The 21,716-nt window shown below is 70.6% G+C and carries 19 protein-coding genes and 1 tRNA gene; 9 read left to right on the forward strand and 11 right to left on the reverse strand.

Going from position 1 to position 21,716, the window contains the following annotated elements; genetic code table 11:
- Positions 1-348 precede the first annotated feature (348 nt).
- Positions 349-1,914, forward strand: coding sequence for an MFS transporter (locus ACFYO0_RS23510; RefSeq protein WP_388679156.1), 1,566 nt, complete (start codon positions 349-351; stop codon positions 1,912-1,914).
- 249 nt (positions 1,915-2,163) lie between these two features.
- Here ACFYO0_RS23510 and ACFYO0_RS23515 read toward each other — a convergent pair whose 3' ends face one another.
- On the reverse strand, positions 2,164-2,589 hold the full coding sequence (locus ACFYO0_RS23515) for a VOC family protein (protein ID WP_388679159.1): 426 nt from the start codon (positions 2,587-2,589) through the stop codon (positions 2,164-2,166).
- 302 nt (positions 2,590-2,891) lie between these two features.
- Here ACFYO0_RS23515 and ACFYO0_RS23520 point away from each other — a divergent pair, with 302 nt between their 5' ends.
- Together ACFYO0_RS23520 and ACFYO0_RS23525 are read left to right on the forward strand one after the other, a co-directional pair.
- Positions 2,892-3,335 (forward strand): DUF485 domain-containing protein, encoded by a 444-nt coding sequence (locus ACFYO0_RS23520; protein WP_388679161.1) that lies wholly within the window; start codon positions 2,892-2,894, stop codon positions 3,333-3,335.
- Positions 3,332-4,942 (forward strand): cation acetate symporter, encoded by a 1,611-nt coding sequence (locus ACFYO0_RS23525; protein ID WP_388679164.1) that lies wholly within the window; start codon positions 3,332-3,334, stop codon positions 4,940-4,942. Before ACFYO0_RS23520 ends, ACFYO0_RS23525 begins: the two co-directional genes overlap by 4 nt.
- Before the next feature lie 2 nt (positions 4,943-4,944).
- Here the strand turns inward: ACFYO0_RS23525 and ACFYO0_RS23530 are convergent, their stop codons facing one another.
- The 5 genes from ACFYO0_RS23530 to ACFYO0_RS23550 form a co-directional block, all read right to left on the reverse strand.
- Complete coding sequence (locus ACFYO0_RS23530) at positions 4,945-5,841, reverse strand: cellulose-binding protein (RefSeq protein WP_388679167.1); 897 nt, start codon at positions 5,839-5,841, stop codon at positions 4,945-4,947.
- A 253-nt stretch (positions 5,842-6,094) separates the two neighbouring features.
- The gene (locus tag ACFYO0_RS23535) at positions 6,095-6,436 is read right to left on the reverse strand and encodes a hypothetical protein (RefSeq protein WP_388679169.1); all 342 of its coding nucleotides are present in this window, start codon (positions 6,434-6,436) and stop codon (positions 6,095-6,097) included.
- Complete coding sequence (locus tag ACFYO0_RS23540) at positions 6,436-7,086, reverse strand: class F sortase (protein WP_388679172.1); 651 nt, start codon at positions 7,084-7,086, stop codon at positions 6,436-6,438. The genes ACFYO0_RS23535 and ACFYO0_RS23540 overlap by 1 nt, the downstream gene beginning before the upstream one ends.
- A complete protein-coding gene (locus ACFYO0_RS23545; protein ID WP_388679175.1) occupies positions 7,079-7,906 on the reverse strand; it encodes a DUF4397 domain-containing protein in 828 nt (275 codons plus the stop codon). The genes ACFYO0_RS23540 and ACFYO0_RS23545 overlap by 8 nt, the downstream gene beginning before the upstream one ends.
- 107 nt (positions 7,907-8,013) lie before the next feature.
- Positions 8,014-8,622, reverse strand: a complete 609-nt coding sequence (locus ACFYO0_RS23550; RefSeq protein ID WP_388679178.1) for an RNA polymerase sigma factor — start codon at positions 8,620-8,622, stop codon at positions 8,014-8,016.
- 161 nt (positions 8,623-8,783) lie between these two features.
- On the opposite strand from ACFYO0_RS23550, the gene ACFYO0_RS23555 reads away from it, so the two are divergent.
- The gene (locus tag ACFYO0_RS23555) at positions 8,784-9,782 is read left to right on the forward strand and encodes a MerR family transcriptional regulator (RefSeq protein WP_388679181.1); all 999 of its coding nucleotides are present in this window, start codon (positions 8,784-8,786) and stop codon (positions 9,780-9,782) included.
- Positions 9,783-10,054: 272 nt separating this feature from the next.
- Here ACFYO0_RS23555 and ACFYO0_RS23560 read toward each other — a convergent pair whose 3' ends face one another.
- Together ACFYO0_RS23560 and ACFYO0_RS23565 are read right to left on the reverse strand one after the other, a co-directional pair.
- Complete coding sequence (locus tag ACFYO0_RS23560; protein WP_388679183.1) at positions 10,055-13,195, reverse strand: SUKH-4 family immunity protein; 3,141 nt, start codon at positions 13,193-13,195, stop codon at positions 10,055-10,057.
- A 7-nt stretch (positions 13,196-13,202) separates the two neighbouring features.
- Entirely contained in the window at positions 13,203-14,189 is a 987-nt protein-coding gene (locus ACFYO0_RS23565; RefSeq protein ID WP_388679186.1) for an SMI1/KNR4 family protein, read from the reverse strand.
- A gap of 273 nt (positions 14,190-14,462) precedes the next feature.
- Here ACFYO0_RS23565 and ACFYO0_RS23570 point away from each other — a divergent pair, with 273 nt between their 5' ends.
- Together ACFYO0_RS23570 and ACFYO0_RS23575 are read left to right on the forward strand one after the other, a co-directional pair.
- Complete coding sequence (locus ACFYO0_RS23570) at positions 14,463-14,966, forward strand: YwqJ-related putative deaminase (protein ID WP_388679188.1); 504 nt, start codon at positions 14,463-14,465, stop codon at positions 14,964-14,966.
- Positions 14,967-15,033: 67 nt separating this feature from the next.
- Entirely contained in the window at positions 15,034-15,531 is a 498-nt protein-coding gene (locus tag ACFYO0_RS23575; protein ID WP_388679190.1) for an SUKH-3 domain-containing protein, read from the forward strand.
- A 22-nt stretch (positions 15,532-15,553) separates the two neighbouring features.
- On the opposite strand, the gene ACFYO0_RS23580 is transcribed toward ACFYO0_RS23575, so the two are convergent.
- From ACFYO0_RS23580 to ACFYO0_RS23590, 3 genes are all read right to left on the reverse strand, one after another.
- Positions 15,554-16,867 carry a sensor histidine kinase gene (locus tag ACFYO0_RS23580; protein WP_388679193.1) on the reverse strand — a complete coding sequence of 438 codons (1,314 nt, stop codon included), beginning with the start codon at positions 16,865-16,867 and terminating at the stop codon, positions 15,554-15,556.
- Positions 16,868-16,998: 131 nt separating this feature from the next.
- A complete protein-coding gene (locus ACFYO0_RS23585; RefSeq protein ID WP_388679493.1) occupies positions 16,999-18,144 on the reverse strand; it encodes an RNA polymerase sigma factor in 1,146 nt (381 codons plus the stop codon).
- Between the two features lie 8 nt (positions 18,145-18,152).
- Positions 18,153-18,560, reverse strand: coding sequence for a YciI family protein (locus ACFYO0_RS23590; protein ID WP_388679195.1), 408 nt, complete (start codon positions 18,558-18,560; stop codon positions 18,153-18,155).
- Between the two features lie 302 nt (positions 18,561-18,862).
- On the opposite strand from ACFYO0_RS23590, the gene ACFYO0_RS23595 reads away from it, so the two are divergent.
- The 3 genes from ACFYO0_RS23595 to ACFYO0_RS23605 all read left to right on the forward strand — a co-directional run bounded on the left by ACFYO0_RS23595 (position 18,863) and on the right by ACFYO0_RS23605 (position 21,610).
- A tRNA-Gln gene (locus ACFYO0_RS23595) sits at positions 18,863-18,934 on the forward strand.
- A 143-nt stretch (positions 18,935-19,077) separates the two neighbouring features.
- Positions 19,078-20,526: a bifunctional UDP-N-acetylglucosamine diphosphorylase/glucosamine-1-phosphate N-acetyltransferase GlmU gene (glmU, locus tag ACFYO0_RS23600; RefSeq protein ID WP_388679197.1), complete on the forward strand. Its 1,449-nt coding sequence runs from the start codon at positions 19,078-19,080 to the stop codon at positions 20,524-20,526.
- Between the two features lie 109 nt (positions 20,527-20,635).
- Positions 20,636-21,610 (forward strand): ribose-phosphate diphosphokinase, encoded by a 975-nt coding sequence (locus ACFYO0_RS23605; protein WP_388679200.1) that lies wholly within the window; start codon positions 20,636-20,638, stop codon positions 21,608-21,610.
- The last annotated feature ends 106 nt before the right edge of the window (positions 21,611-21,716 follow it).

The raw sequence follows: 21,716 nt of genomic DNA on the forward strand, positions 1-21,716 counted from the left end.
GTCTGCGTGCTGTGCGTGGTCCGCGTGCTCTTCCACGTGGAATGAGTCTGGCGGCGGGAGGGGGTCCGGCGCGCTGGTGCCCAGCGCAGTCTTTTCCTGGGGTAAACCCCACCTCCGGAGCTGCGGTACTCCGCCCTCAGCGGCGTAAAGCCAGGTTAAGGACGGTGCATGCCGCCTCTCGTCCTCCGGCGGTACGAAGCCTCCCCCGGCCGTAGTACGGAGGTACCCCTACGGGATCTCCACCCGTCGGCGGAGAGGTCCTAGGGGTTGGCTCCGCCCTTGAGCCCAGTCGGAGTCATACCCGCCACGGCGGGAGGGCGAAGTGAGAGAGTGTCCTCCGGCAGATAGATGCAAGGGGAACGGAATGGGGGAACGGAACCCGTGAGTCAGGAGGAAACCCAGGGGCAGGGGCAGGACACCGGCATACCGTCCGCACCGGCCGCCGAGCAGGTCGAGCCCCGAAGACGCCGTGCCGTCGTCGCCGCGCTCATGCTCGCGATGGGCCTGGCCGCGCTCGACTCCACGATCGTGTCGACCGCCGTACCGCAGATCGTGGGCGACCTCGGCGGCTTCTCCGTCTTCTCCTGGCTGTTCTCTGGCTATCTGCTGGCCGTGACGGTCACGCTCCCCGTCTACGGCAAGCTCTCCGACACCTTCGGCCGCAAGCCCGTACTGATCGCGGGCGCGGCCATCTTCCTGCTCGGTTCCCTGCTCTGCGCGCTCGCCTGGAACATGGCGGCGCTCATCGCCTTCCGTATCGTCCAGGGCCTCGGCGGCGGCGCCCTCCAGGGGACCGTCCAGACGCTCGCCGCCGATCTCTACCCCCTGAAGCAACGCCCCAAGATCCAGGCGAAGTTGTCCACGGTCTGGGCGACATCGGCGGTCGCGGGCCCGGCGGTCGGCGGAGTCCTCGCGGCGTACGCCGACTGGCGGTGGATCTTCCTCATCAACCTGCCGATCGGCGCGCTGGCCCTGTGGCTGATCGTCCGCCACCTGCACGAACCAGCACGCACGCCCGGCCCCCGTCCCCGTATCGACTGGGCGGGCGCGCTCGCGGTCTTTGCCTGCGGCGGCGTCCTGCTGACGGCGCTGGTGCAGGGCGGAGTCGCGTGGGCCTGGCTTTCCGCTCCCTCAATCGCCTTGATGGGTACGGGACTTGCCCTCGTCGCACTCGTCGTGGTGATCGAACACCGGGCCGCCGAACCGATCATCCCCGGCTGGGTCTGGCGCCGCCGCACCATCGCGGCGGTCAATCTGGCGCTGGGCGCGCTGGGTCTGCTGATGGTGGCACCGACGGTGTTCCTCCCGACCTACGCCCAGGCAGTCCTCGGTCTTGCCCCCGTAGCGGCTGGATTCGTGCTCTCCGTATGGACGTTGAGCTGGCCGGTGTCGGCGGCACTCAGCCAGCATGTGTACCGCAGAATCGGTTTCCGCAACTCGGCGCTGATCGGTATCGGTACGGCTGCGCTGCTCCTGCTCGCGTTCCCGTTCCTGCCCTACCCCGGCGAACCCTGGCAGCCGGCCCTGCTCATGCTCCTCCTCGGCGCCGCGCTCGGCCTGTTCCAACTCCCCCTGCTCATAGGCGTCCAGTCGATCGTCGTCTGGTCCGAACGCGGCACGGCCACCGGTTCCGTACTCTTCTGCCGCCAGACCGGCCAAACACTCGGCGCGGCCTTGTTCGGAGCGATCGCCAACGGCGTGCTCGCCACCCGCCTGGGCGGCGCCGGCGACCTCGACTCGGTCACCCGCTCCCTCGACTCGGGCACCCTCTCCGAACCCCTCCGCCACGCGGTGGCCGACGCGGTCCACGCGGTCTACTACGGAGCTGCCTGCGCGGCCGGACTCGCCTTCCTGGTCCTGTTGTTGATGGCGCCGCGACGGTTTCCGGTTCTGAAGAGCGCTGCCGACTCGTGATCGGCCCCTCTTGTTCACCAGGAAGTGGGGGCTCGGGCCCGGCGGAGGCGTCGCTCTCGCCGGAGACGCTGCCGATGGCCGACGGAGTGCGGGAGATCATGACGTCCGGGGACGGTGACCTCCGGAATTCCGAACTGGTCGAACTGGCGCGCAGCGAAGGATCCGACTTCTCTGAGTAACTTGGTCCGGTATGGCGGGCAACAAAGGGCTACTGACCTGCCCCGCCCTCCGGGCCGGGTGCCGCCCTGCTCAGTAGACCGGCTCGCCGATACCCAGCAGGTTCCCCTCACTGTCACGGAACCAGGCGCCGCGTTCGCCCCGGGCGCCCTTGCTCGGATAGTGGCCGTCGATGTCCGCGATGCCGTTCCTCGTCCGAAGCCCGGGCACGTCGACCTCCTCGAACACCACGCCGCGCCGTTTGAGGTCCGCCACGACTGCCTCGATGTCGTCGACCTGCCAGCCCATCTGGGTGAAGGTGCCGGGCGAGGCTCCCGTCGACTGGAACACCGCGAACTCCACACCCCCGCACCGGTACAACAGCCCGCCGGGCCGCTCGTCGACGGGCTCCAGACCGAGCTGCTCGGAGTAGAAACGCCGCGCCCGGTCCAGGTCCTGGGCGGGCAGCCTGGTCGCCACGCTTCCCCGGGCCAGAGGATTCCTGTCGTCTGCGTTCATGCCTCCAGTGTGTGCTCAGCCGTCGAGCAGCCGCCATGCGGTGAGGGCGAGGCGGAGTAGGCCGGCGGCCCGGCGCACGGACTTCTTGATGTTTACGTTTTCGTCATAACTGACCAGTGGGGCAAGTGGGGTTAACGGAGGTAACACCCGAGGTCAGCGCAGTAAGCGCATACCGACCGATCAGTTTGGTGAAAAGGCAGCGCATCTCCAGGACGCCGAGTAGCGTGCGTGGCTCGTTCCAGCCCATTCCCAACCGTTCCCTGCGGCCCGTACCGGGCCCGAGCCACGCAAGGAAAACCGGGATGTCCTACGAACCGTCCGCGTCCTACCCAGTTCGACCGCCGCACGACTCGTCGCCCTCCTACTCCACCTATCCCTGGGCGCCACAGCCGCAGCCGGAGCCCGAACCCGCGCGCCACCAGCACCGGCACGCCGCGCTCGGCCACCACAGCGACATCCGCGTCCTGCGCACGGCGTACCGATGGCAGCGGCGCGTGGCGACGCTCACCGCGCTGGGTTACTTCACGCTCTTTCTCGTTCTGTCCGCGTACGCGCCCGAGTTCATGACGCAGGACGTCACCAACGGACTTCCCCTCGGACTGCTGCTCGGGCTCATCCAGGTGCCCGTCACCTGCGCGGCGATCGTGCTGTACGAGTACACGGCCCGCCGCACCGTCGACCCGATCGCCGAACGAATAAGGAAACAGGCCGAGTTGGACGCCAAGCGGGCGGAGGCCGCCCGATGACCGGGTTCAGCAGTTCCGCGCAGGCGATGTCACTGGTGGCGTTCACGGTCATCGCCACCATCACGCTGCTGCTGTGCGTGATGACCGGCCCCGACCACGACGACCTCGACGAGTTCTACACCGGCTACAGCTCGCTGTCGCCGATGCGCAACGGCCTGGCCATCGCGGGCGACTACATCTCCGCCGCGACCGTGCTCGGTACGGGCGGTGTGATCGCGCTGTTCGGCTACGACGGGGTCGTACTCGCCCTGAGCACCGCCCTGTCCCTGATGCTGCTGATGTTCCTGCTGGCCGAACCGCTGCGCAACGCGGGCCGGTTCACCATGGGCGACGTATTCGCGCGCCGGATGCCGGGACGCTCCGTACGCATCACGGCCTGTGTCGTGACGCTTGCCGCACTGACGCCGATGATGCTGGTCCAACTCGCGGGTACCGGCGATCTGCTGGCGTTTCTCCTCGGCTTCTCCAGCGACGCGCTGAAGACCGGCTGCATCATCGGGCTCGGCACGCTGATGATCAGCTACGCGGCGATCGGCGGCATGAAGGGCACCGCCCTCATCCAGATCCTGAAGATCCTTATCCTGCTCGGCTCCGGCGCCGTCATCTCCGTACTCATCCTCAACAGGTTCGACTGGGATCTCGGTGGGCTGTTCAACGCGGCGGCGGAGGGCAGTGGGGCGGGGTCGGCCTTCTTGAACTCGGGGTTGCAGTTCTCAGGTGGGCCGAGTTCCGAACTCGACATGATCACCTCGGAGCTGACGGTGGTGCTCGGCGCCGCGGTGCTGCCGCACATCACCATGCGCATGTACACCGCGGGCAGTACGCGCGAGGTGCGGCGGTCGATGTCCTGGGCGGTGCCGGCCGTGGGGCTGTTCGTGCTGATCATCACGGTGGTCGGCTTCGGTACGGTCGCCATGATCGGGCGGGAAGCGATCACTGCGGTGGATCCGCAGGGCAACACGGCGTATCTGCTGGGTTCGCGGGCCGTGTTCGGGGCGGACGTGTCGACTGCCGAGACGCTGTTGTTCACGACCGTCACGACCGCGATCTTTCTGACCGTGCTCGCGTCTGTGGCGGGGATGATTCTCGCCTGCGCCAACTCTCTTGCGCATGACGTCTTCGCTCATGGCCGGAAGCAGTTGTCGCCTCGGCGTGAGATGACGTTGGCCCGGGTGTCGGCGGCGGCCGTGGGCGTGCCGACGATTCTGCTGGCCACGCTTGTCCAGCATCGGAGCTTGCAGCCGCTGGTGACGTTGTCGTTTTGCATCGGGGCTTCGGCAATCGCGCCTGCGCTGGTGTACGGGCTGTTTTGGCGGCGTTATACGCGGGTGGGGTTGCTTTGTACGTTGATTGGAGGCTCGGTCAGTACGTTCGTGTTGATGACCGGGACCAACTTGGTGTCCGGGTCGCCCATTTCGGCGTTCCCTGACCATGACTTCACGTGGTTTCCGTTCACCACGACCGGGCTGCTGTCCATTCCGCTCGGGTTCGCCTTCGGATGGTTGGGGACGGTGGTCTCCGGGCGGCGGCAGGCGGAGGAGGAGCGGCGGCAGTATGAGGCGGTTGAGGGCTGGATTCTGGCGGGGGTGGTCCGGCGAGGGCGTTAGCTTCATTCACCCGTCGCTTGGCCCGTCAGCGTCACCAAGCTGTCCCGTACGTGGTTCATGTGGGCCTGCACTTCGTCCCTCTGCTCTGCGTGTGCTCGGAGCAGGCGTTCCGTTTCGTGGGCGATTCGGGTCTCGCGGGCTTGGGCCTCTGCCAGGAGGGCCGTGGCCTGGGACTCTGCGTCCTCCTGAAGGTGACGCGTTGCGGCCTGGGCCTCGGACAGGGCTCGTTCGGCTTCGGCCAGGGCCGCCTCGGCTCGTGACAGTTGCGGAGCGTGCTGTGCGTCCAGGGCGGCCTCCTGTTCCGCCGTTGCGCGGTCCACCTCGGCCAAGCGGCCGGCGTGTTCCTTGGCCTGCTCGGCCAGCTTCGCCTCTGAGCGTTCACGCATGTCGCGTAGTGCGGCCACTGCCTCGCCGCGGTGCTCCTTCACGTCCAGGCGTGCGGCGATACGCAGTTCGTCGGCCTCGGCCTGGGCGGCCAGCAGACGCTGACGGGCCCGTTCGTCCGCCTCAGCCCGTACCGCGTCGGCCTCCGCCCGTGCCGCCTCGCGTACCCGGTCGGCCTCGGACTCCGCCGTCTCCAGGGCGCGCCTCGCCTCCCGGTGGGCGTTCTCGCGGACGGCCGCCGCTTCCTCCTTGGTGAGTTCGAAGAGGTGCGCGGCACCTTCGCCGAGCGTCTCGTACGTCTGCGGAGGGAGCGCGGCCAGCTGCTCGGCCAGCCGGCCTGCCTCCGCCTCCATCTCCTTGGCCAGTACGGTCAGGCGGGCGGCTCGTTCCCACGCGGCGTCGCGGTCCTGCGAGAGTTCCGCGGCGTACGCGTCCACCTGCTCGGGACGGTAACCACGGCCTCGTACGGCCATGAAGCCATGAGGTGACACCGATGCGCCCGATGCGCTGCTCATCCTCGAATCCCCTCTTCGGCGGCGTACAGCATGATGTGCCGCACATCCTGGTAGATCAGACGGAAGTGTTCATAATGCGACACTCCGCCCGTTCGGTCGGTAAAGGGGGCGGACGCAGTAAAGGGTCGGATGACAAGTCGGATGACAAAAGTGCGGGCCTGGTCGATCGACCGGGCCGGAAGTTGTCGGGATGGAGCTCCGTGCTGGCACAGCCGCCCCGGACTTCACGCTTCCGCAGTTGGCCGACTCCGCATCAGACGTTCCGCTTCAACGTGCGGCGGGCGACGGTGCCGGCGACCACGGCGAGGAGCTTCCGCTTTGTGCTGCGGCCGAGGGTCCTCGGGGGCGGTCGGGGTGGGGCGGACTCGCGTGACACGCCCTGCGCGATGCGGTGCCAGACCCGCTCCGGGGGTGCGGTCGGCAGGTCCACCAGCTCGGCGGTGCGGGCGGCGGTCACGACACGGGTCATCATCCGCAGCGCGTCGCGGCAGCGGTCACACCGCTCGACGTGCCGCAGGGCCTCGGTGTCGTCGTCGGTCGGCGGAGTGTTCCGCAGCGCCAGTTCCACCAGGTGCGCGGGCTCTACGTGGACCACTACGCCCTCCCGTCCCCCGGCCCCCGCGACTCGACGGGCTCCGCCGTGACGACGAGGTTGGACAGATAGCCGCCCCGCTCGGGGACGAACGGCGGCGCGCAGGTGATGAGCGTCAGTACAGGGACACCGGACCGGCGGAACACCGAGGAGGGCAACTCGTCCTTCGGCACGGTGACGCGCGAGACGACGCGGTAGTGCACCGGTTCCGCCCCCGCCCGCCGCACCTCGACACGATCCCCGCGCCGCACGTCGTACAACGTGGCGAATTCACCGATCTCACCGGTGTCGCTGTCGACGTGCCCGACGAGCACGGCCGACCCCCGCTCACTGCCGGGTGCCGGGCCGTGGCGGTACCAGCCGGCCACGGAGGGCTCGTCGGGGACGGTCATGTCCCCCCGGTCCGTCACGCCCACCGCACCGACCCGGGCGGCGAGGCCCACGTCGCGCACCAGGACGCGCCGGGGCGGCGGATCCTGCGCCGTGCCGGAGTCCGCCTCCGCGGCCGCCCCGTCCGTACGTCCGGAGGTCGCGGCCACGACGGCGGGCGGGGGCGCGGCCGGGTGCGGCGGCCCGTCCGGAAGGCCGAGGACGGCTGCCAGAGCGGCAGCCGCCACGGTCAGTCCGGTCAGCCGTCGCGTGCTGTCAGCCACGCCGGCCGGCGACCCTGCGGGCCGCCAGGACGCCCGTCACCGTGACCACTCCGGCCGCGGCGGCCCAGACCGGCCACGTGTCGGAGGAGTTCGGGGTGACGGCGGCACCGCTGCCGCCCGCGTCGACGCCCTTGGGCGCCGATGCCATGCCGCTGAAGGACTGGGTCTTCAGGGCCAGGTTCTTGTCGTCGGCGCTGCCCCAGGCGTAAGCGACGTTGCTGGTGCCTTCCTTGAGGCTCAGGTCGGCCGGGCCCATGGCCACGGTGTCCGTACCGGCGAGCACCACGTCGGCGTTGACCGTGCCCGCGTCGACCTCGGCGGTGTCCTCCTTCGGGTTGGTGAGGTTGCTGAAGACGGGCTGTCCGCCGGCCCGGACGTCGACGGCGGGCGCGGCCGCGACATGGCGGACCGTCAGACGCGCCTTGCCGGCGCCGACCTGCGAGACGTCGTTGACGAAGGCCGTCAGCTGGGGCTTGCCGTCGACGGAGAGATGGGCGGCGACCGTGGCGTTGGCGCCCTCGGGCACCTCGACCTTCTTCTCCAGGGCGGGAGTGCCCTCGGGCCCCTTGCCCGCTTCGAAGATCTGGATGTCGTAGGTCCCGGCGTCGAGGGACTGCGGGTCCGTCACCGTGCCGGGCTTGAAGTTGCTGAGCAGTTCGTCGCCGTTGGCGTACACGTCCACGGTCATCCCGGGGATGCCGTGGAAGACGGACACCATGGCCTTGTCCTGCTCTCCGGCCACGGCGGGTGCGGCCATGCCGAGGGCCAGGGCGCAGGCGCCGGCCGAGGCTGCGACGGCGAGGTGGATTCGGGAGCTCATGGGGATCTTCCCTTCAAAAGGAGTCTCCGTACGGTGCGGAGTCTCGGTCCCGTTTCAGGTGTGGGGGCCACCGCGGATGCGCGGCCGGCGGTACTTCTTCGGCGCGGTCACATACCCGTGCCGGGAGCGGCGGACTGTTCGATCACCAGGCGCAACCGGTGCAGGCCGCGACGGGCGTGGCTCTTGACGGTCCCCAGGGGTATGCCGGTGCGTTCCGCGATCTGCGCCTGGGTCAGGTCCTCGTAGAAGGCCATGCAGAGCACTTCGCGCTGCTGCTGCGGCAGCCGGGACAGGGCGTCGACAAGTAGCACCCGGTCCAGGACGCGCTCCGGTGCCGTCTCGCCCTGCTCCGCGCCGGCGCCGGTGTCGTGGGCGGCCGAGTCGATGAGCGTCAATCGTCTCGTCCTGGCCGCCAGCGCGTCGACGATCTTGCGGCGGGTGATGCCGACCAGCCAGGCGCCGAGCGGCCCCCGTTCGGGGCGGAAGCCGGCCCGCCCGTGCCAGGCGCCGAGAAAGACCTGCTGGGTCACGTCCTCCGCCTCGTGGGCGTCACCGAGCAGCCGGGTGGCCATGGTGTGGACGAGCGAGCCCCAGCGCCGGTAGATCGCGGCGAACGCCTCCTCATCGGCGGCGACGAGGCCACGGGCCAGCTCCTCCTCGTAGCGCGTCTCCTCCACGGGCGGGGCGAGGGTCGTGGGTCGCGTGTTCGTGATCATGGCCTGGTTCCTCCTGCCGGGCGCCGTGCGGGACGGAAGACCGTCTGCCGGACCACACCGGTCGCGCTGTGCGGAGCGGCGACCATGCGCTTGAGAACCAGGGTTCGCCGCACAAACGACGCAGCACAACATGCGTCGTTTGTGCGTCGTACAGTGGAGGCATGGCCGTACACGAACGGGATGACGAGGGCGTGCCGGCGGGCGCCGGGCTGACCACCGGCGAGGTGGCCCGGCGGCTGGGAGTGGCACCCACCACGGTCCGCACCTGGGACCGCCGCTACGGCCTCGGTCCCGACGCGCACACCGGCGGCCGGCACCGGCGCTGGACGGCCGGGGACATGGCACGGCTGGAGCGGATGTGCGCCCTGACGGCGACCGGCATTGCGCCCGCCGAGGCGGCGCGCGTGGTGCGGGGCGATGCCCCGACAGAAGCGGTGCCGACCCGGCCGGCCGCCGACGCGGCACCGCGCCCCGCCGTCCGGGCTCGCAGCCGGGCGGGCAGCGGGCTACGCCTGGGGGACGTGCGTCAGGAATGCAAGGGCATAGCCCGTGCGGCCCTGCGCCTCGACGCCGCCGCGCTGGACGAGCTGCTCGAAGCCGCGATCGACGAGCACGGGCTGGTCACCGCCTGGACCGAGGTGATCACGCCGACGCTCCAGGCGGTCGGCCGTAAGTGGGAGAGCTCGGGCGAGAAGTACGTCGAGGTCGAGCACTTCCTGTCCTGGCACGTCTCCGGCGCGCTGCGGCGCAGCACCCCCTCCGCGATCGCCGACCGCCCGGGCGCCATCACGATGCTCGCCTGCGTGCCGGGAGAGAACCACACGCTGTCGCTGGAGGTGCTGGCCGCCGCACTGGCCGAACGCGGCCTGCCGGTGCGGATGTTCGGCGGTGCCGTGCCCGTGGAGTCGCTCGTCACGGCCGTACGCCGGACCGGACCGGCCGCGGTCGGGCTGTGGGCACAGTCCCGTACCACCGCCAGCCGGCCGCTGGCGCAGCACGTCGCCGCGATGGAGTGGGGGGTACGCGGGGCCCGCCGCAAACCGGTCGTCCTGACGATCGGTCCCGGCTGGGCCGGCCGGACGTCGGCCGGTCTGCCGCGCCCGGCCGGGCTGGCCGAGGCCGTCACGCTTCTGGAGTCGGTCGTGTCGCACAAGCCCTGACCGGCTGCATCCGAACACGGCCGACGGCCCGAAGCGGTGCGGGAACGGACCGGTGCCGCCGGCCCAGCGGCCGGGAGCCGGGTGTGGTCCTCGGCCGCCCCGGCGGATACACGACACCGGGCACCGCCGGCCGTCCAGCCGGGTTGAGCATCGGCACCGGCCGTCCGAGGGGCGAAGGGACGTCAGGTACGCGACGGGTCATGCCGGGTGTCCCGGCGGGCCGGGGCGCTCGGCCACGACGCCCGCGGCCCGACGTCGATCATCAGGTGATGTCAGAGCAAGCCGTCCCACATCTGTTCCAGCAGGACCGACCACCAGCTCTCCGGCGAACCGAGTGCCGCCGGGTCGAGCGCGGCCAGCTGGGCCTGGAAGTCGACGGTCCAGCGGCCCGCCTGCTCCTGGTTCAGGCCGAAGCGCAGGCGCCACATCCGCCCGAGCAGCGCGAGGCTGCGGGCGAACTCGGGCAGCCCGGTGTTCACGAACTGCGGCGGTACGGATGCGCCGCCAGGGCCCGCCTCGACCGGTACGGCCACGATGTTCGCCGTGCCGTACTGGACGCAGATCGCCTTGCCGAAGTCGCTGCCCATGACGAGGTATGAGCCCGCGTCCGAGGCCGGCTGCACCCCGCGTTCCTGGGCCAGTTCGGCGAGCGTGGGGACCGGGCGGCCCGGCTGGGCCTGGGCCCAGAAGAACGGGTTCATGTCCACGGGCAGTCCGGCCACGACCAGAGTGTGCGCCACGACCGGGGGCACGCCCTGCCGGGACACCGCCGCCTGGTCGAACCGGAAGATCCCCGGTCCGAACGCCGCCGCCAGCTCCTGACCGATCGCCTCCGGCGGAATCGGCGGCGCGGGCTGCACCGGCGGCAGCGGCGCGCGCACCGGCGCCGGTCGGGCGGGCCCATCCGCGACCTGGTGCAACTCGCCTTGATGCGCGATGAGTTGGGCCATGCCCTGCTGACGGCTCGCGTGGTCCGTGCCGTACGGGGCGATGCTGGTGATCCTCGCCTGCGGCCAGCTCTCGCGGATCATCCGCGCACAGTACGCGCCCGGCAGTTCACAGGACTCCAGCTCCGTGTGGAGCTCCAGCACCTGCTGCGGGGGCACGTTCATCGCGCGCAGCTCGTGCAGGATCTGCCACTCCGGGTGCGGGGTGCCGGGCGCCGAGCGCCGGATGAGCTGCTGCTCGGAACCGTCCTGCGCGCGGTAACGGAGTACGGCCTGATAGCCGGGGCCGACGGTCGGCTGACCCTGCTGCGGGTAGCCGTAGGCCGGGGGCTGTTGGCCCGGCATGGAGTGACCGGGCATGGGCTGACCGGGCATGGGCCGGCCGGGTGTCGGCCCGCCGCCCGGCCCCGGCATGGGGGGCTGGCCCGACATTGGCTGACCCGGCGTCGGATGCTGAGGCGCACCGGGCGGCATCCCCGGACCTTGCGGCGGCGGGGGCGTAGCCGGGCCTGCGGGACCGGGACCGGACAGCATCGTCTGGGCGTGGTGGACGCCACCGGAGGGCGTGCCGCCCGGAGGGTTCGGGGCGCCGGGCGGCTGCGGCGCACCCGGCGGAGGCGTACCCGGCGTGCCGGGAGCGCCCGGCGGCTTAGGCGCGCCGGGGCCGGAAGCGCCACCGGGGCCGGGACCGGAGAGCATGGTCGCCGCGTGGTGGACGCCACCCGAGGGCGTACCGCCCGGAGGCTGCGGCGCACCCGGCGGAGGCGTACCCGGCGTGCCGGGCCGGCCGGGGGCACCGGGCGGGCCCGGCGGCTTGGGGCCGCCGGAGCCGGAGCCGGCGCCGGGCTGGTTCGGGTCGGCGAACACCGTGGCCTGGTGGTGGACGCCACCCGAAGGCGTACCCCCTGGAGGGTTGGGAGCACCGGGCGGCTGCGGAGCACCAGGTCCGCCGGGCGCGGCCGGCCCCTGGGGTCCGTCAGAACCGAGCTGCGAAACGAGTTGCGTGGGCACATACCCACCGCCTCCCGAGGCACCCGGCGCGCCGGGGCCGGACGGCGGAGGCGTACCCCCAGGCCGCGCACCCGGCGTCCCGGGCGCACCCGGCGGAGGCGGCGTATTCGCGCCACCGCCGCGCGCCCCGCGCGGCGGTGACTGCGCCTTGCTGGTCGCGGCGTCGGCGATATCACCGGCATTCGGCGCCAACGGCCGCCCCGGCGCTCCCGAACCGGCGAGCGGCTGCGGCGCGTTGGGCCCGGCGGGCGGCGGTGTGCCCGGAGGAGTGCCGGGCGCCTGCGGGTACCCGTGCGAGGAACCGGGCGGCGGAGTACCGGGCGCGCCCGGAGGCGGGGCCCCTTGCGCACCAGGCCCCTGCGGGTACCCGTACGAGGAACCCGGAAGCGGAGTACCAGGTGCACTCGTAGGCGGTGTCCCCTGTGGACCACCCGGAGCGGACGCACCGGGCCCCTGCGGATACCCGTACGCCGAACCGGGCGGCGGAGTACCGGCCGCACCCGCCCCCTGCGAAGCTCCGGGCGGAGGCGTGCCCGGCGCCGCTGATCCCTGCTCGTCGTCGACGGCCGGGGCCACCGCCGTGCGCGGAAGCCGGCTGCCGCCGTGCATCAGGGCGGTCTTTGCGTCCGGCGGCGTGGGCGGCGGCGTCCTGCCGTCGTCGTCGACGTCGCTCAGCGGCGGTGAGAACACCGTCGCGGGCAGCGGCACGGAACGGTCCTCTCCCGCGTCGGCGTTGGTGTCGGTCCCGGCCCACGGTGTCGCCGCGGGAGGCGCACCGGGCCCGTCACCGGAACCCGGCTCGGAACCGCCCCCGGCGGCCGGCCACGACGGAGCACCAGGAGCGGACGACCCGCCCGGGGACGTCCCGGACGGCGAACTCCCGCCGCCCGACGCCCCATTGGCGGACCCGGCGTCGGCAGAGGCGGGAGCCGGACGAGCCCCCGCTCCCTCGGACGAACCCGAGGACGAACCCGCGGAACCGGGCGAACCGGCAGAACCCGGCGGCGAACCGGCGGACGAACCGGGCGAACTGGCAGATCCCGAAGGCGAACCCGCCCCCGACCCTTCCCGCCGGTTCGGAATCCCCATCCGGTCCGCCGCCTCCTGCAACCACTCCGGAGGAGTCAGCAGGAACGACGTCTGGTTCAGATCCACCCGCGCCGGAGGCGCCGGCGACGGTTCGGGGGCCGCGTCCGGAAGCCCGTACTCCTCCTCGTACCGGCGAATCACCTCACCCACCGGCAGCGAGGGCCACAACGTGGCCTCCCCGCTGTCCCGCGCGATCACGAGCCGCTGCGCGCCGCCGTCGGATCGCGGGCCCTCGGCCCGGTCCTCCGCCCAGACGACGAAACCGAGTTCGAACTCCCGCACCCGCACCTCACGATGCTGGTACGAGGGCACGTCACCATTGATCCACTCTTCCGCGCGCTCCTGCGCCTGCGCGAAGGTCACCATCGGACGTTCACTCCCCCACCGAAGAGACGGACACGGCTCGCGCGAAGCCGCCGTCCACCATCAGGTTCGCCACGGTCCCCAGCTCCGGCGGATTGCCCGCGAGCCGGCCCAGGAACTGGTCGAAGTCGTCACCACAGGGCAGCAGCAGCCGCTGTACCCGCTCGGCCGGCGGCCACGCGTCCTGGTCACGGGCATCGTCGAACGCGCAGAACCACACCGACCCGACCCGCTCGCCCTTCACCTTCACCGCGAGCAGCCCGCCCTGGACGAAGCCGACTCCCAGGTAATCCTTGGTGAGGTGGTCGCGCAGGCACTTGTTGACGTACACCAGGTCGTTGACGGCCGCCTCGTCGCGCACGGTGAAGAACGGCTGGTCGACCAGCAGACCCAACTCGGCGTCCAGCGCGGCCCCCACCGGAGCACAGCCGCCCGCCGCCTTCAGGAACGAGCGATAGGCACCCGGAAGCCGGTACCCCAAGTCCTCCTCGACGCTCTGCACCTGCTGCTCGGTCACCGCGACCGATGTCTTCGGCAGTCCGAAGTGCACGGGCCGCGTCTCCTGCAAGGGCCGTGTACCCCTCTTGTTCTGGTCGACGGCCGCCGTCGCGAGCCCGCCGTGATGCCGCAGCAAGGCCTTCACCTCGACCGGCACCAACTCGAGGCGCCGCGAACCCGGCACGTGGTGCCAGGTCCAGCCGTGCGGAGTCGCCACCGCCGGGATGGTGTCCCACAGTTCGTGCCCCGTGGCCGCCATCGCCGCGTTCGCCGACACGTAGTCCGTCAGCCGCAGTTCATCGACACCGAAGCCCTCGGGCGGCTCGGCGATCTCCGCCGCGGCACGCGCATAGCCCGAGAAGTCGGGGTAGCCGTACTCGTCGACCCGTACACCTCTGGGGTGACGGGCGGCCCGGACCGGGTCCGGAAAATGTACGACCTGCCCGGCATAGGCCGCGTTCGGCGGCGCGGCTTGCTGCCCGAGCCGACCTGTCGTCATGGCGGTTGCCCCCTGCGGCGTTCCGATTGGATCGTGGATGTCGACAGCCTATGCGGTTGTACGACACCGGTCACCGGGCCTCCGGTTCTGCCCCGGCCGGACGGGCCACCAGTACCGTGACCTGCCGTCACCCTGCCGTGACCCTGTGACGAAGAACAGGCGTGTCGCGTGGCCTCAGCTTCCCCACCAGCTACGGAGTTTGGCACTCTGTCCCCGCACCCGGGGGCTGTGACAGCAGCGGCCGCACCGCGGGGATGGGGAGGAAACAAGATCATGAGCGCCACGCAGACGGGCACATCCGGTGACCCACGGGTCGGCTGGAGCAGCACCGAAAGACCCCACGCGCCTGCCCTCCGCCACCGCCGCGACGGCATACTGCCCACCGTCGCCGCCGCCCTCTCCGTACGCGGCGCCACCCTCACCGGCACGGCCGCACGCGGCGACCAGCTGTCCGAGCTCCACCCGCTCGTACGGGACTTCCTCGACACCCTGACGAGCGCCCAGCGCGACCGCTTCACCGGCCGGTGCGCCGAGGCGATCCTCATCTCCCGGCATCTCGGCGCCGCCGACGCGGCCCGCTCCAAACGGGCCGCCCGCAAACCCATGACCAACGGCGAAGCCCGCAAATCCCTCAAGAACGCCAAGCTCACCGCCCGTTACATCCGCGAGGACGGCGACCCGCTGCACGGCAGCTTCGCCGCGCCCTGCCGCTCCTGCACCGCGCTCAGCGCCCACTTCGGCGTACGCATCGTCGACCCGACGACACCGGGGGCGTGAGCCTTCCCACACGTAGAGACGTACCTATCCGCACCGCAGGAATGCCGCACAGACGAACGTAGGACCCATGCACGCCGACCGCTCCACCTCCACGACCCGCTTTCCCGTACCCGTCGACGCCGCGCTGCGCGCCGCCGGGTGGCAGCCGGGCCGCTGGGACATAAAGCAGGCCGAGTACTGGGCCGACGCCTTGCGCAACCACGAGTCCCCGGGCGGACATCGGCACGCCGTGTTCCCGGCGGCCGTCGAAGCGTGGGCTGAATTCGGTGGACTCCACGTGCCCGTCTCGGGGCCCGGCCGGCAGGTCGCCCCGTCCCCTCTTCACCTCGACCCGCTGCACGGCCTGCACATGGCCCGTACGCTCGCCGACCTCGGCCGAGCCCTGGACGCCCAGGTCTGCCCGCTGGGCGAGGAATCCGAGAGCCGCGCGCTGCTCGCGATCGACTCCGAGGGGCGCGTCTACACGCTCGACCACACCGGAGACTGGTACCTGGGCCCCGATGTCGACCAGGCGCTGACGGGGCTGTTGTCGGGCATCGAGCCGGTACGCCTGACGACTGGCTGAGCCTGCTGGTTCCGAGGCTCTCTCAGCCTTCCGCGGGAATCACCGCGGACACCCGGAACCCACCAGCGTCCGTAGGCCCCGACACGAACACCCCGCCCAGCGCGGCAACCCGCTCCTTCATGCCCACCAGGCCGTTCCCCCCGCTCGGCAGGCGCGCGTCCGAGGCCGCTTCCAGTATCGGCGGCGGCTCGTTCTCCACCTGCATGGCGATCTCCGCCGAGCGATGCGCCAGCCGCACATGTGTCTTCGCACCCGCCGCATGCTTGTGGACGTTCGTCAACGCCTCCTGCACCACGCGGTACGCGGTCTGCTCCACCTCCGGCGGGTACGCACGCGAATCGCCGTCGACCGACAGATCCACGGTCATCCCGGCCGCCGCCGACTGCCCGAGCAGCTCGTCGAGATCGGCCAGGCACGGCCCGTCGCCGCCCTCGTCGTCGACGGCCCGGGACGCCGCGGCGGCCGCCGCGGCACCCACCGCCGCGAGCGGCACCGGCTGCGTCCGGGGCGACAGACCGTCCCCCGTACGCAGCACACCCAGCATCTCCCGCAGCTCCGTCAGCGCCTGCCGGCCCATGTCCCCCACGAGCGCCGCGTTCCGGACGGCCTTCTCGGGATCCTTGCGGGCAACGGCCTGAAGGGCCGCCGCATGTACGACCATCAGGCTCACCCGGTGCGCGACCACGTCGTGCATCTCACGGGCGATCCGCGTCCGCTCCTCGTTCCGCGCCCACTCGGCCCGCTCCTCGGCCCGCTCGGCCAGCAGCTGCAACTCCCGCTCCAGGGAGTCGGCCCGCTCCCGCAGGCTCTCCATCAAGCGGCGCCGCGCACCCACATACAAGCCGAGAAGAATCGGCGGCGCGGTCAGGCCCAGAGAGGTCGTCAGCGACAAGAACGGCACGGCCCACTCGCCGAACGCCACATCGCCGCGTACGACGCCCTGATGCGCCCGCACATACGCGACGATCAGCACACCGACCATCGACATCGACGCCAGAGCACCGATGATCCGCCGCGGCAACTCGGAGGCGGCCAGCGTATAGAGCGCTACGACCCCCATCAGATAGCCCATCGCGGCAGGCGTGATCGCGATCGAGACAAGAACGACGGCAATCGGCCACCTGCGCCGAAACAGCAGTACGGACCCCGCCAAGGCCCCGAAAACCATCCCCGCCGGCTCCGGCAAACCCGCATCCCGAGCGAACGGAATCCCCTCGAACGCACACTCGACAGTGGACGCCAACGCGAGCCCACCATCGAGCCACGCACTCCGCCACCGCACCCACCACCACGGCCCCGTCCCGGCCGCGGTGCAGTCTTCCCCCGTCGTGGTCATGCCTCCAGCCTACGTTCGTCCACCCCACCTTTTCCGGCGACTTTCCCGCACTGGCCTACACCACAGCGCGTAATCGAACAGAGGCGAAAGCGCCCCGTATGGTTGCCGCGGGAGAATCCGGGCGCGGCCCGTCAGTCGCGCCGGCGGGCGTTGAGCCGGGCGGCCTGGCGCGTCAGGTGGTGGCGCTCGGCGAGGTTGGGTGCCTCGTGGGCCGCCTCGGCGTACAGACGTGCCGCCGTCGCCAGGTCGCCGTCGCGCTCGTGGAGGTAGGCCGCCACCGCGGTGTGGCGGGGCAGTGAGTCGTCCAGCGCCGCGAGTGCCGCCAGGCCGGCGCGCGGTCCGTCGGCCTCGCCGACGGCCACCGCGCGGTTGAGGCGGACGACCGGGCTGTCGGTCAGGCGCGCGAGCTCGTCGTACCACTCGACGATCTGCACCCAGTCGGTCTCTTCGGCGGTGGCCGCGTCGGCGTGGAGTGCCGCGATGGCGGCCTGGGCCTGGAACTCGCCGAGGCGGTCGCGGGCGAGGGCCGCCTGCAGGATCTCCACACCCTCGGCGATCACTTTCGTGTCCCACCGGCCGCGGTCCTGCTCCGCGAGCGGCACCAGGCTGCCGTCGGGCGCGGTCCGGGCGGCGCGCCGGGCGTGGTGGAGCAGCATGAGGGCGAGCAGCCCCGCCACCTCGGGGTGGTCGATCGCGGCAGCGAGCTGCCGGGTGAGCCGGATGGCCTCGGCGGCGAGGTCGATGTCGCCGGAGTAGCCCTCGTTGAAGACCAAATAGAGGACGCGCAGCACGGTGGCGACGTCGCCGGGCCGGTCGAAGCGCACGCCGGAGACGGTGCGCTTGGCCCGGCTGATGCGCTGCGCCATGGTCGCCTCGGGCACCAGGTAGGCCTCGGCGATCTGGCGGGTGGTCAGCCCGCCGACGGCGCGCAGCGTGAGCGCGACCGCCGATGCCGGGGTCAGCGACGGGTGGGCGCACAGGAAGTAGAGCTGGAGCGTGTCGTCCACCGCGGGCGCCGACCCGGGCGCCGGCTCCTCCTCGATGCGGTCCTCACGCCGGCGGCGGGCGGTGTCGGCACGCGTCGCGTCGAGGAACTTGCGCCAGGCCACAGTGATCAGCCAGCCCTTGGCATCCCGAGGCGGGTCGGCCGCCCAGACCCGCAGCGCCTCGACCAGAGCGTCCTGCACGGCGTCCTCGGCCGCCGCGAAATCGGCTCCGCGGCGGACGAGGATGGCGAGCACGCTCGGGATGAGGCTCCGAAGCATGGCCTCGTTCATCGATGAGGTCACTCCGTGATGGTGGGCGTCGTGCCGTAGAACGGGCGCAGCTCGAGCCACTCGTGGATCGGCTTCCCGCCCGCCCCGGGAGCGGCCGACAGTTCCCCGGCCAGCTCGACGGCGCGCTCGTAGCTGTCGACGTCGATGATCATCCAGCCGGCGATGAGGTCCTTGGTCTCCGCGAACGGTCCGTCGGTGACCGGCGGGCGCCCCTCACCGTCGTAGCGGACCCACGCTCCCTCGGGGGCGAGCGCCTGGCCGTCGACGAACTCGCCGGTCTTCTCCAGCTGGGCCGCGAAGTCGTTCATGTACTGCATATGCGCCGCGATCTCCTCCTGGGTCCACTGGTCCATCGGCACGTCGTTGACCGCAGCCGGGGCGCCTCGGTAGTGCTTGAGCAGCAGGTACTTGGCCATCGTGTTTCTCCTCGGTGCTGGTGCGACCCATTGTGGTCGCGCTCACAGCAGGGACGGAGCCGGTCACGCGTTCTCGACATCGCCGTCCGACTTTTTTCGGCTCTCCTGGATGTGCCCGGGTGAGCCGTCTCGCGGCGTCCGGGTCCACGGCGTGGCGCGAGGGCGCAACTGAGCGAGGCCGCCTGGTCATCTACGTCACCCAGAGCACCAAGTTGTATCGTCGCGTGGAAGGCGCCTGGTACGGCATAGTGTTGGGTGCCCACACGGCGACCCGACCGAATTTCCGGTTCGGTCGGCTTCATTCCCCCGTGGTGTAATTGGCAGCACTGTGGCTTTTGGTGCCATCTGTCCGGGTTCGAGTCCTGGCGGGGGAGCCCTGCTCGGTTCGGGGCCTGCCCCAGGAGGACGGGGTCGGGCCCCGAACACATTTCCTCCGCACAACGCCCCGGTATCCTGCCGATGTCCGCACCCCGAAGACATCAGACATCGCAGTCATCAAAGCCGAAGGGCAAAACCCGTGAGTGCCATTCGCCCGGCAGCCGTAGTCGTTCTCGCAGCGGGTGAGGGCACCCGTATGAAGTCGGCCACACCGAAGGTTCTGCACGACATCTGTGGCCGTTCCCTTGTGGGGCATGTGCTTGCCGCCGCGCGGGAGTTGGAGCCCGAGCAGTTGGTCGTCGTGGTCGGACATGCGCGGGAGAAGGTTGCCGCACATCTCGCCGAGATCGATCCGGATGTACGTACGGCCGTGCAGGCCGAGCAGAACGGGACCGGGCATGCGGTGCGGATGGGGCTGGAGGAGCTGGGCGGCGGCGTCGACGGGACTGTAGTGGTCGTGTGCGGTGACACTCCCCTCCTCAGTGGCGAGACACTTCAGAAGCTCGCGGCCACGCACACCGCCGACGGGAACGCCGTGACCGTGCTCACCGCTGAGGTTCCGGACGCGACCGGTTATGGGCGGATCGTGCGTGACGGCGTCTCGGGGGCTGTCACGGCGATCGTCGAGCACAAGGACGCCACCGAGTCGCAGCGTGAGATCCGTGAGATCAACTCGGGTGTCTTCGCCTTCGATGGCCAGCTCCTCGCGGATGCGCTCGGCAAGGTCCGTACGGACAACAGTCAGGGCGAGGAGTACCTCACCGACGTTCTTGGCATCCTGCGCGAGGCCGGGCATCGGGTCGGGGCTTCCGTGGCCGGCGATCACCGTGAGATCGCGGGGATCAACAACCGCGTACAGCTGGCCCAGGCGCGTCGCATTCTGAACGACCGTCTTCTGGACCGGGCCATGCTCGCCGGTGTGACGGTCGTCGACCCGGCGACCACGTGGGTCGACGTGACGGTCACGTTCGAGCAGGACGCGATCGTGCATCCGGGTACGCAGTTGCATGGCGCGACGTATCTGGGAGAGGGCGCGGAGGTCGGCCCCAACTGCCGCCTCAAGGACACCAAGGTGGGTGCGGGCGCCCGGGTGGACAACACGGTGGCGAACGGTGCCGAGGTCGGGCCTCAGGCGAATGTCGGGCCGTTCGCGTATCTGCGTCCGGGTACGCGGCTGGGGCTGAAGGCCAAGGTGGGGACGTACGTCGAGACGAAGAACGCGTCGATCGGTGAGGGTACGAAGGTTCCGCATCTGTCGTACGTGGGCGACGCGACGATCGGCGAGTACTCCAACATCGGTGCCGCGAGCGTCTTCGTGAACTACGACGGTGAGGCCAAGCACCACACCACCGTGGGTTCACACTGCAAGACGGGTTCGGACAACATGTTTGTGGCTCCTGTCACGGTCGGGGACGGCGCCTACACCGCGGCGGGCTCGGTCATCACCAAGGATGTGCCGCCCGGTTCGCTGGCCGTAGCCCGTGGCCAGCAGCGGAATATCGAGGGTTGGGTGGCTCGGAAGCGTCCGGGGAGCGCGGCTGCGAAGGCGGCTGAAGCGGCTTCCCGGGAGGCCGAAAGCGAAAGCTGACCAGAAATCGGCGCGTCTGCGACGGCGTACCGTGATAGGTGCACATCCGCACACCCAGCTGGGATCACCGTGTGACGACCGGCTGAGAAACCTCTGAGGAGACAGTGCTGTGACCGGGATCAAGACGACCGGCGAGAAGAAGTTGATGTTCTTCTCCGGCCGCGCCCACCCCGAGCTTGCCGAGGAGGTCGCCCAGCAGTTGGGTGTCGGGGTTGTCCCGACGAAGGCCTATGACTTCGCGAACGGTGAGATCTACGTCCGTTACGAGGAGTCGGCGCGTGGTGCGGACTGCTTTGTGATCCAGAGCCACACGGCTCCGATCAATCAGTGGGTCATGGAGCAGTTGATCATGATCGACGCTCTGAAGCGGGCTTCCGCTCGGAGCATCACGGTGATTGTGCCGTTCTACGGTTACGCCCGTCAGGACAAGAAGCACCGGGGACGTGAACCGATTTCGGCGCGTCTGATCGCGGACCTGATGGCGACGGCGGGTGCCGACCGGATACTGACGGTCGATCTGCACACGGACCAGATTCAGGGTTTCTTCGATGGCCCGGTGGATCATCTTTTCGCGCTGCCGCTGCTCGCGGACTATGTGGGCAAGAAGGTGGACCGCACGAAGCTGACGGTCGTTTCGCCGGACGCCGGCCGGGTGCGGGTGGCGGACCGCTGGTGTGACCGTCTGGGCGCTCCGCTGGCGATCGTGCACAAGCGTCGCGACAAGGACGTGGCGAATCAGGTCACGGTGCACGAGGTGGTCGGCGATGTCGAGGGTCGGGTGTGTGTGCTGGTCGACGACATGATCGACACGGGAGGCACGATCTGCGCTGCGGCGGACGCGTTGTTCGCGCACGGTGCGGAGGATGTGATCGTGACGGCGACGCACGGTGTGCTGTCGGGCCCGGCCGGGGACCGGCTGAAGGGCTCGAAGGTCAGTGAGTTCATCTTCACGAACACGCTGCCGACGCCGGGTGAGCTGGAGCTGGACAAGATCACAGTGCTGTCGATCGCGCCGACGATCGCGAGTGCGGTGCGTGAGGTGTTCGAGGACGGTTCGGTGACGAGCCTGTTCGAGGAGCAGTAACCCCGGACAGCAGTAGGCCGGTCAGCAGTAGGCCGGTCAGCAGGCCGGATGCGGTCCTGAAGATCGATTTCTGGTACGGCCTTCCCGCCGCGTAAGCTGTCACAGT

It is taken from the genome of Streptomyces sp. NPDC006365 (genome assembly GCF_042870755.1).
Lineage (GTDB): Bacteria > Actinomycetota > Actinomycetes > Streptomycetales > Streptomycetaceae > Streptomyces > Streptomyces xiangluensis.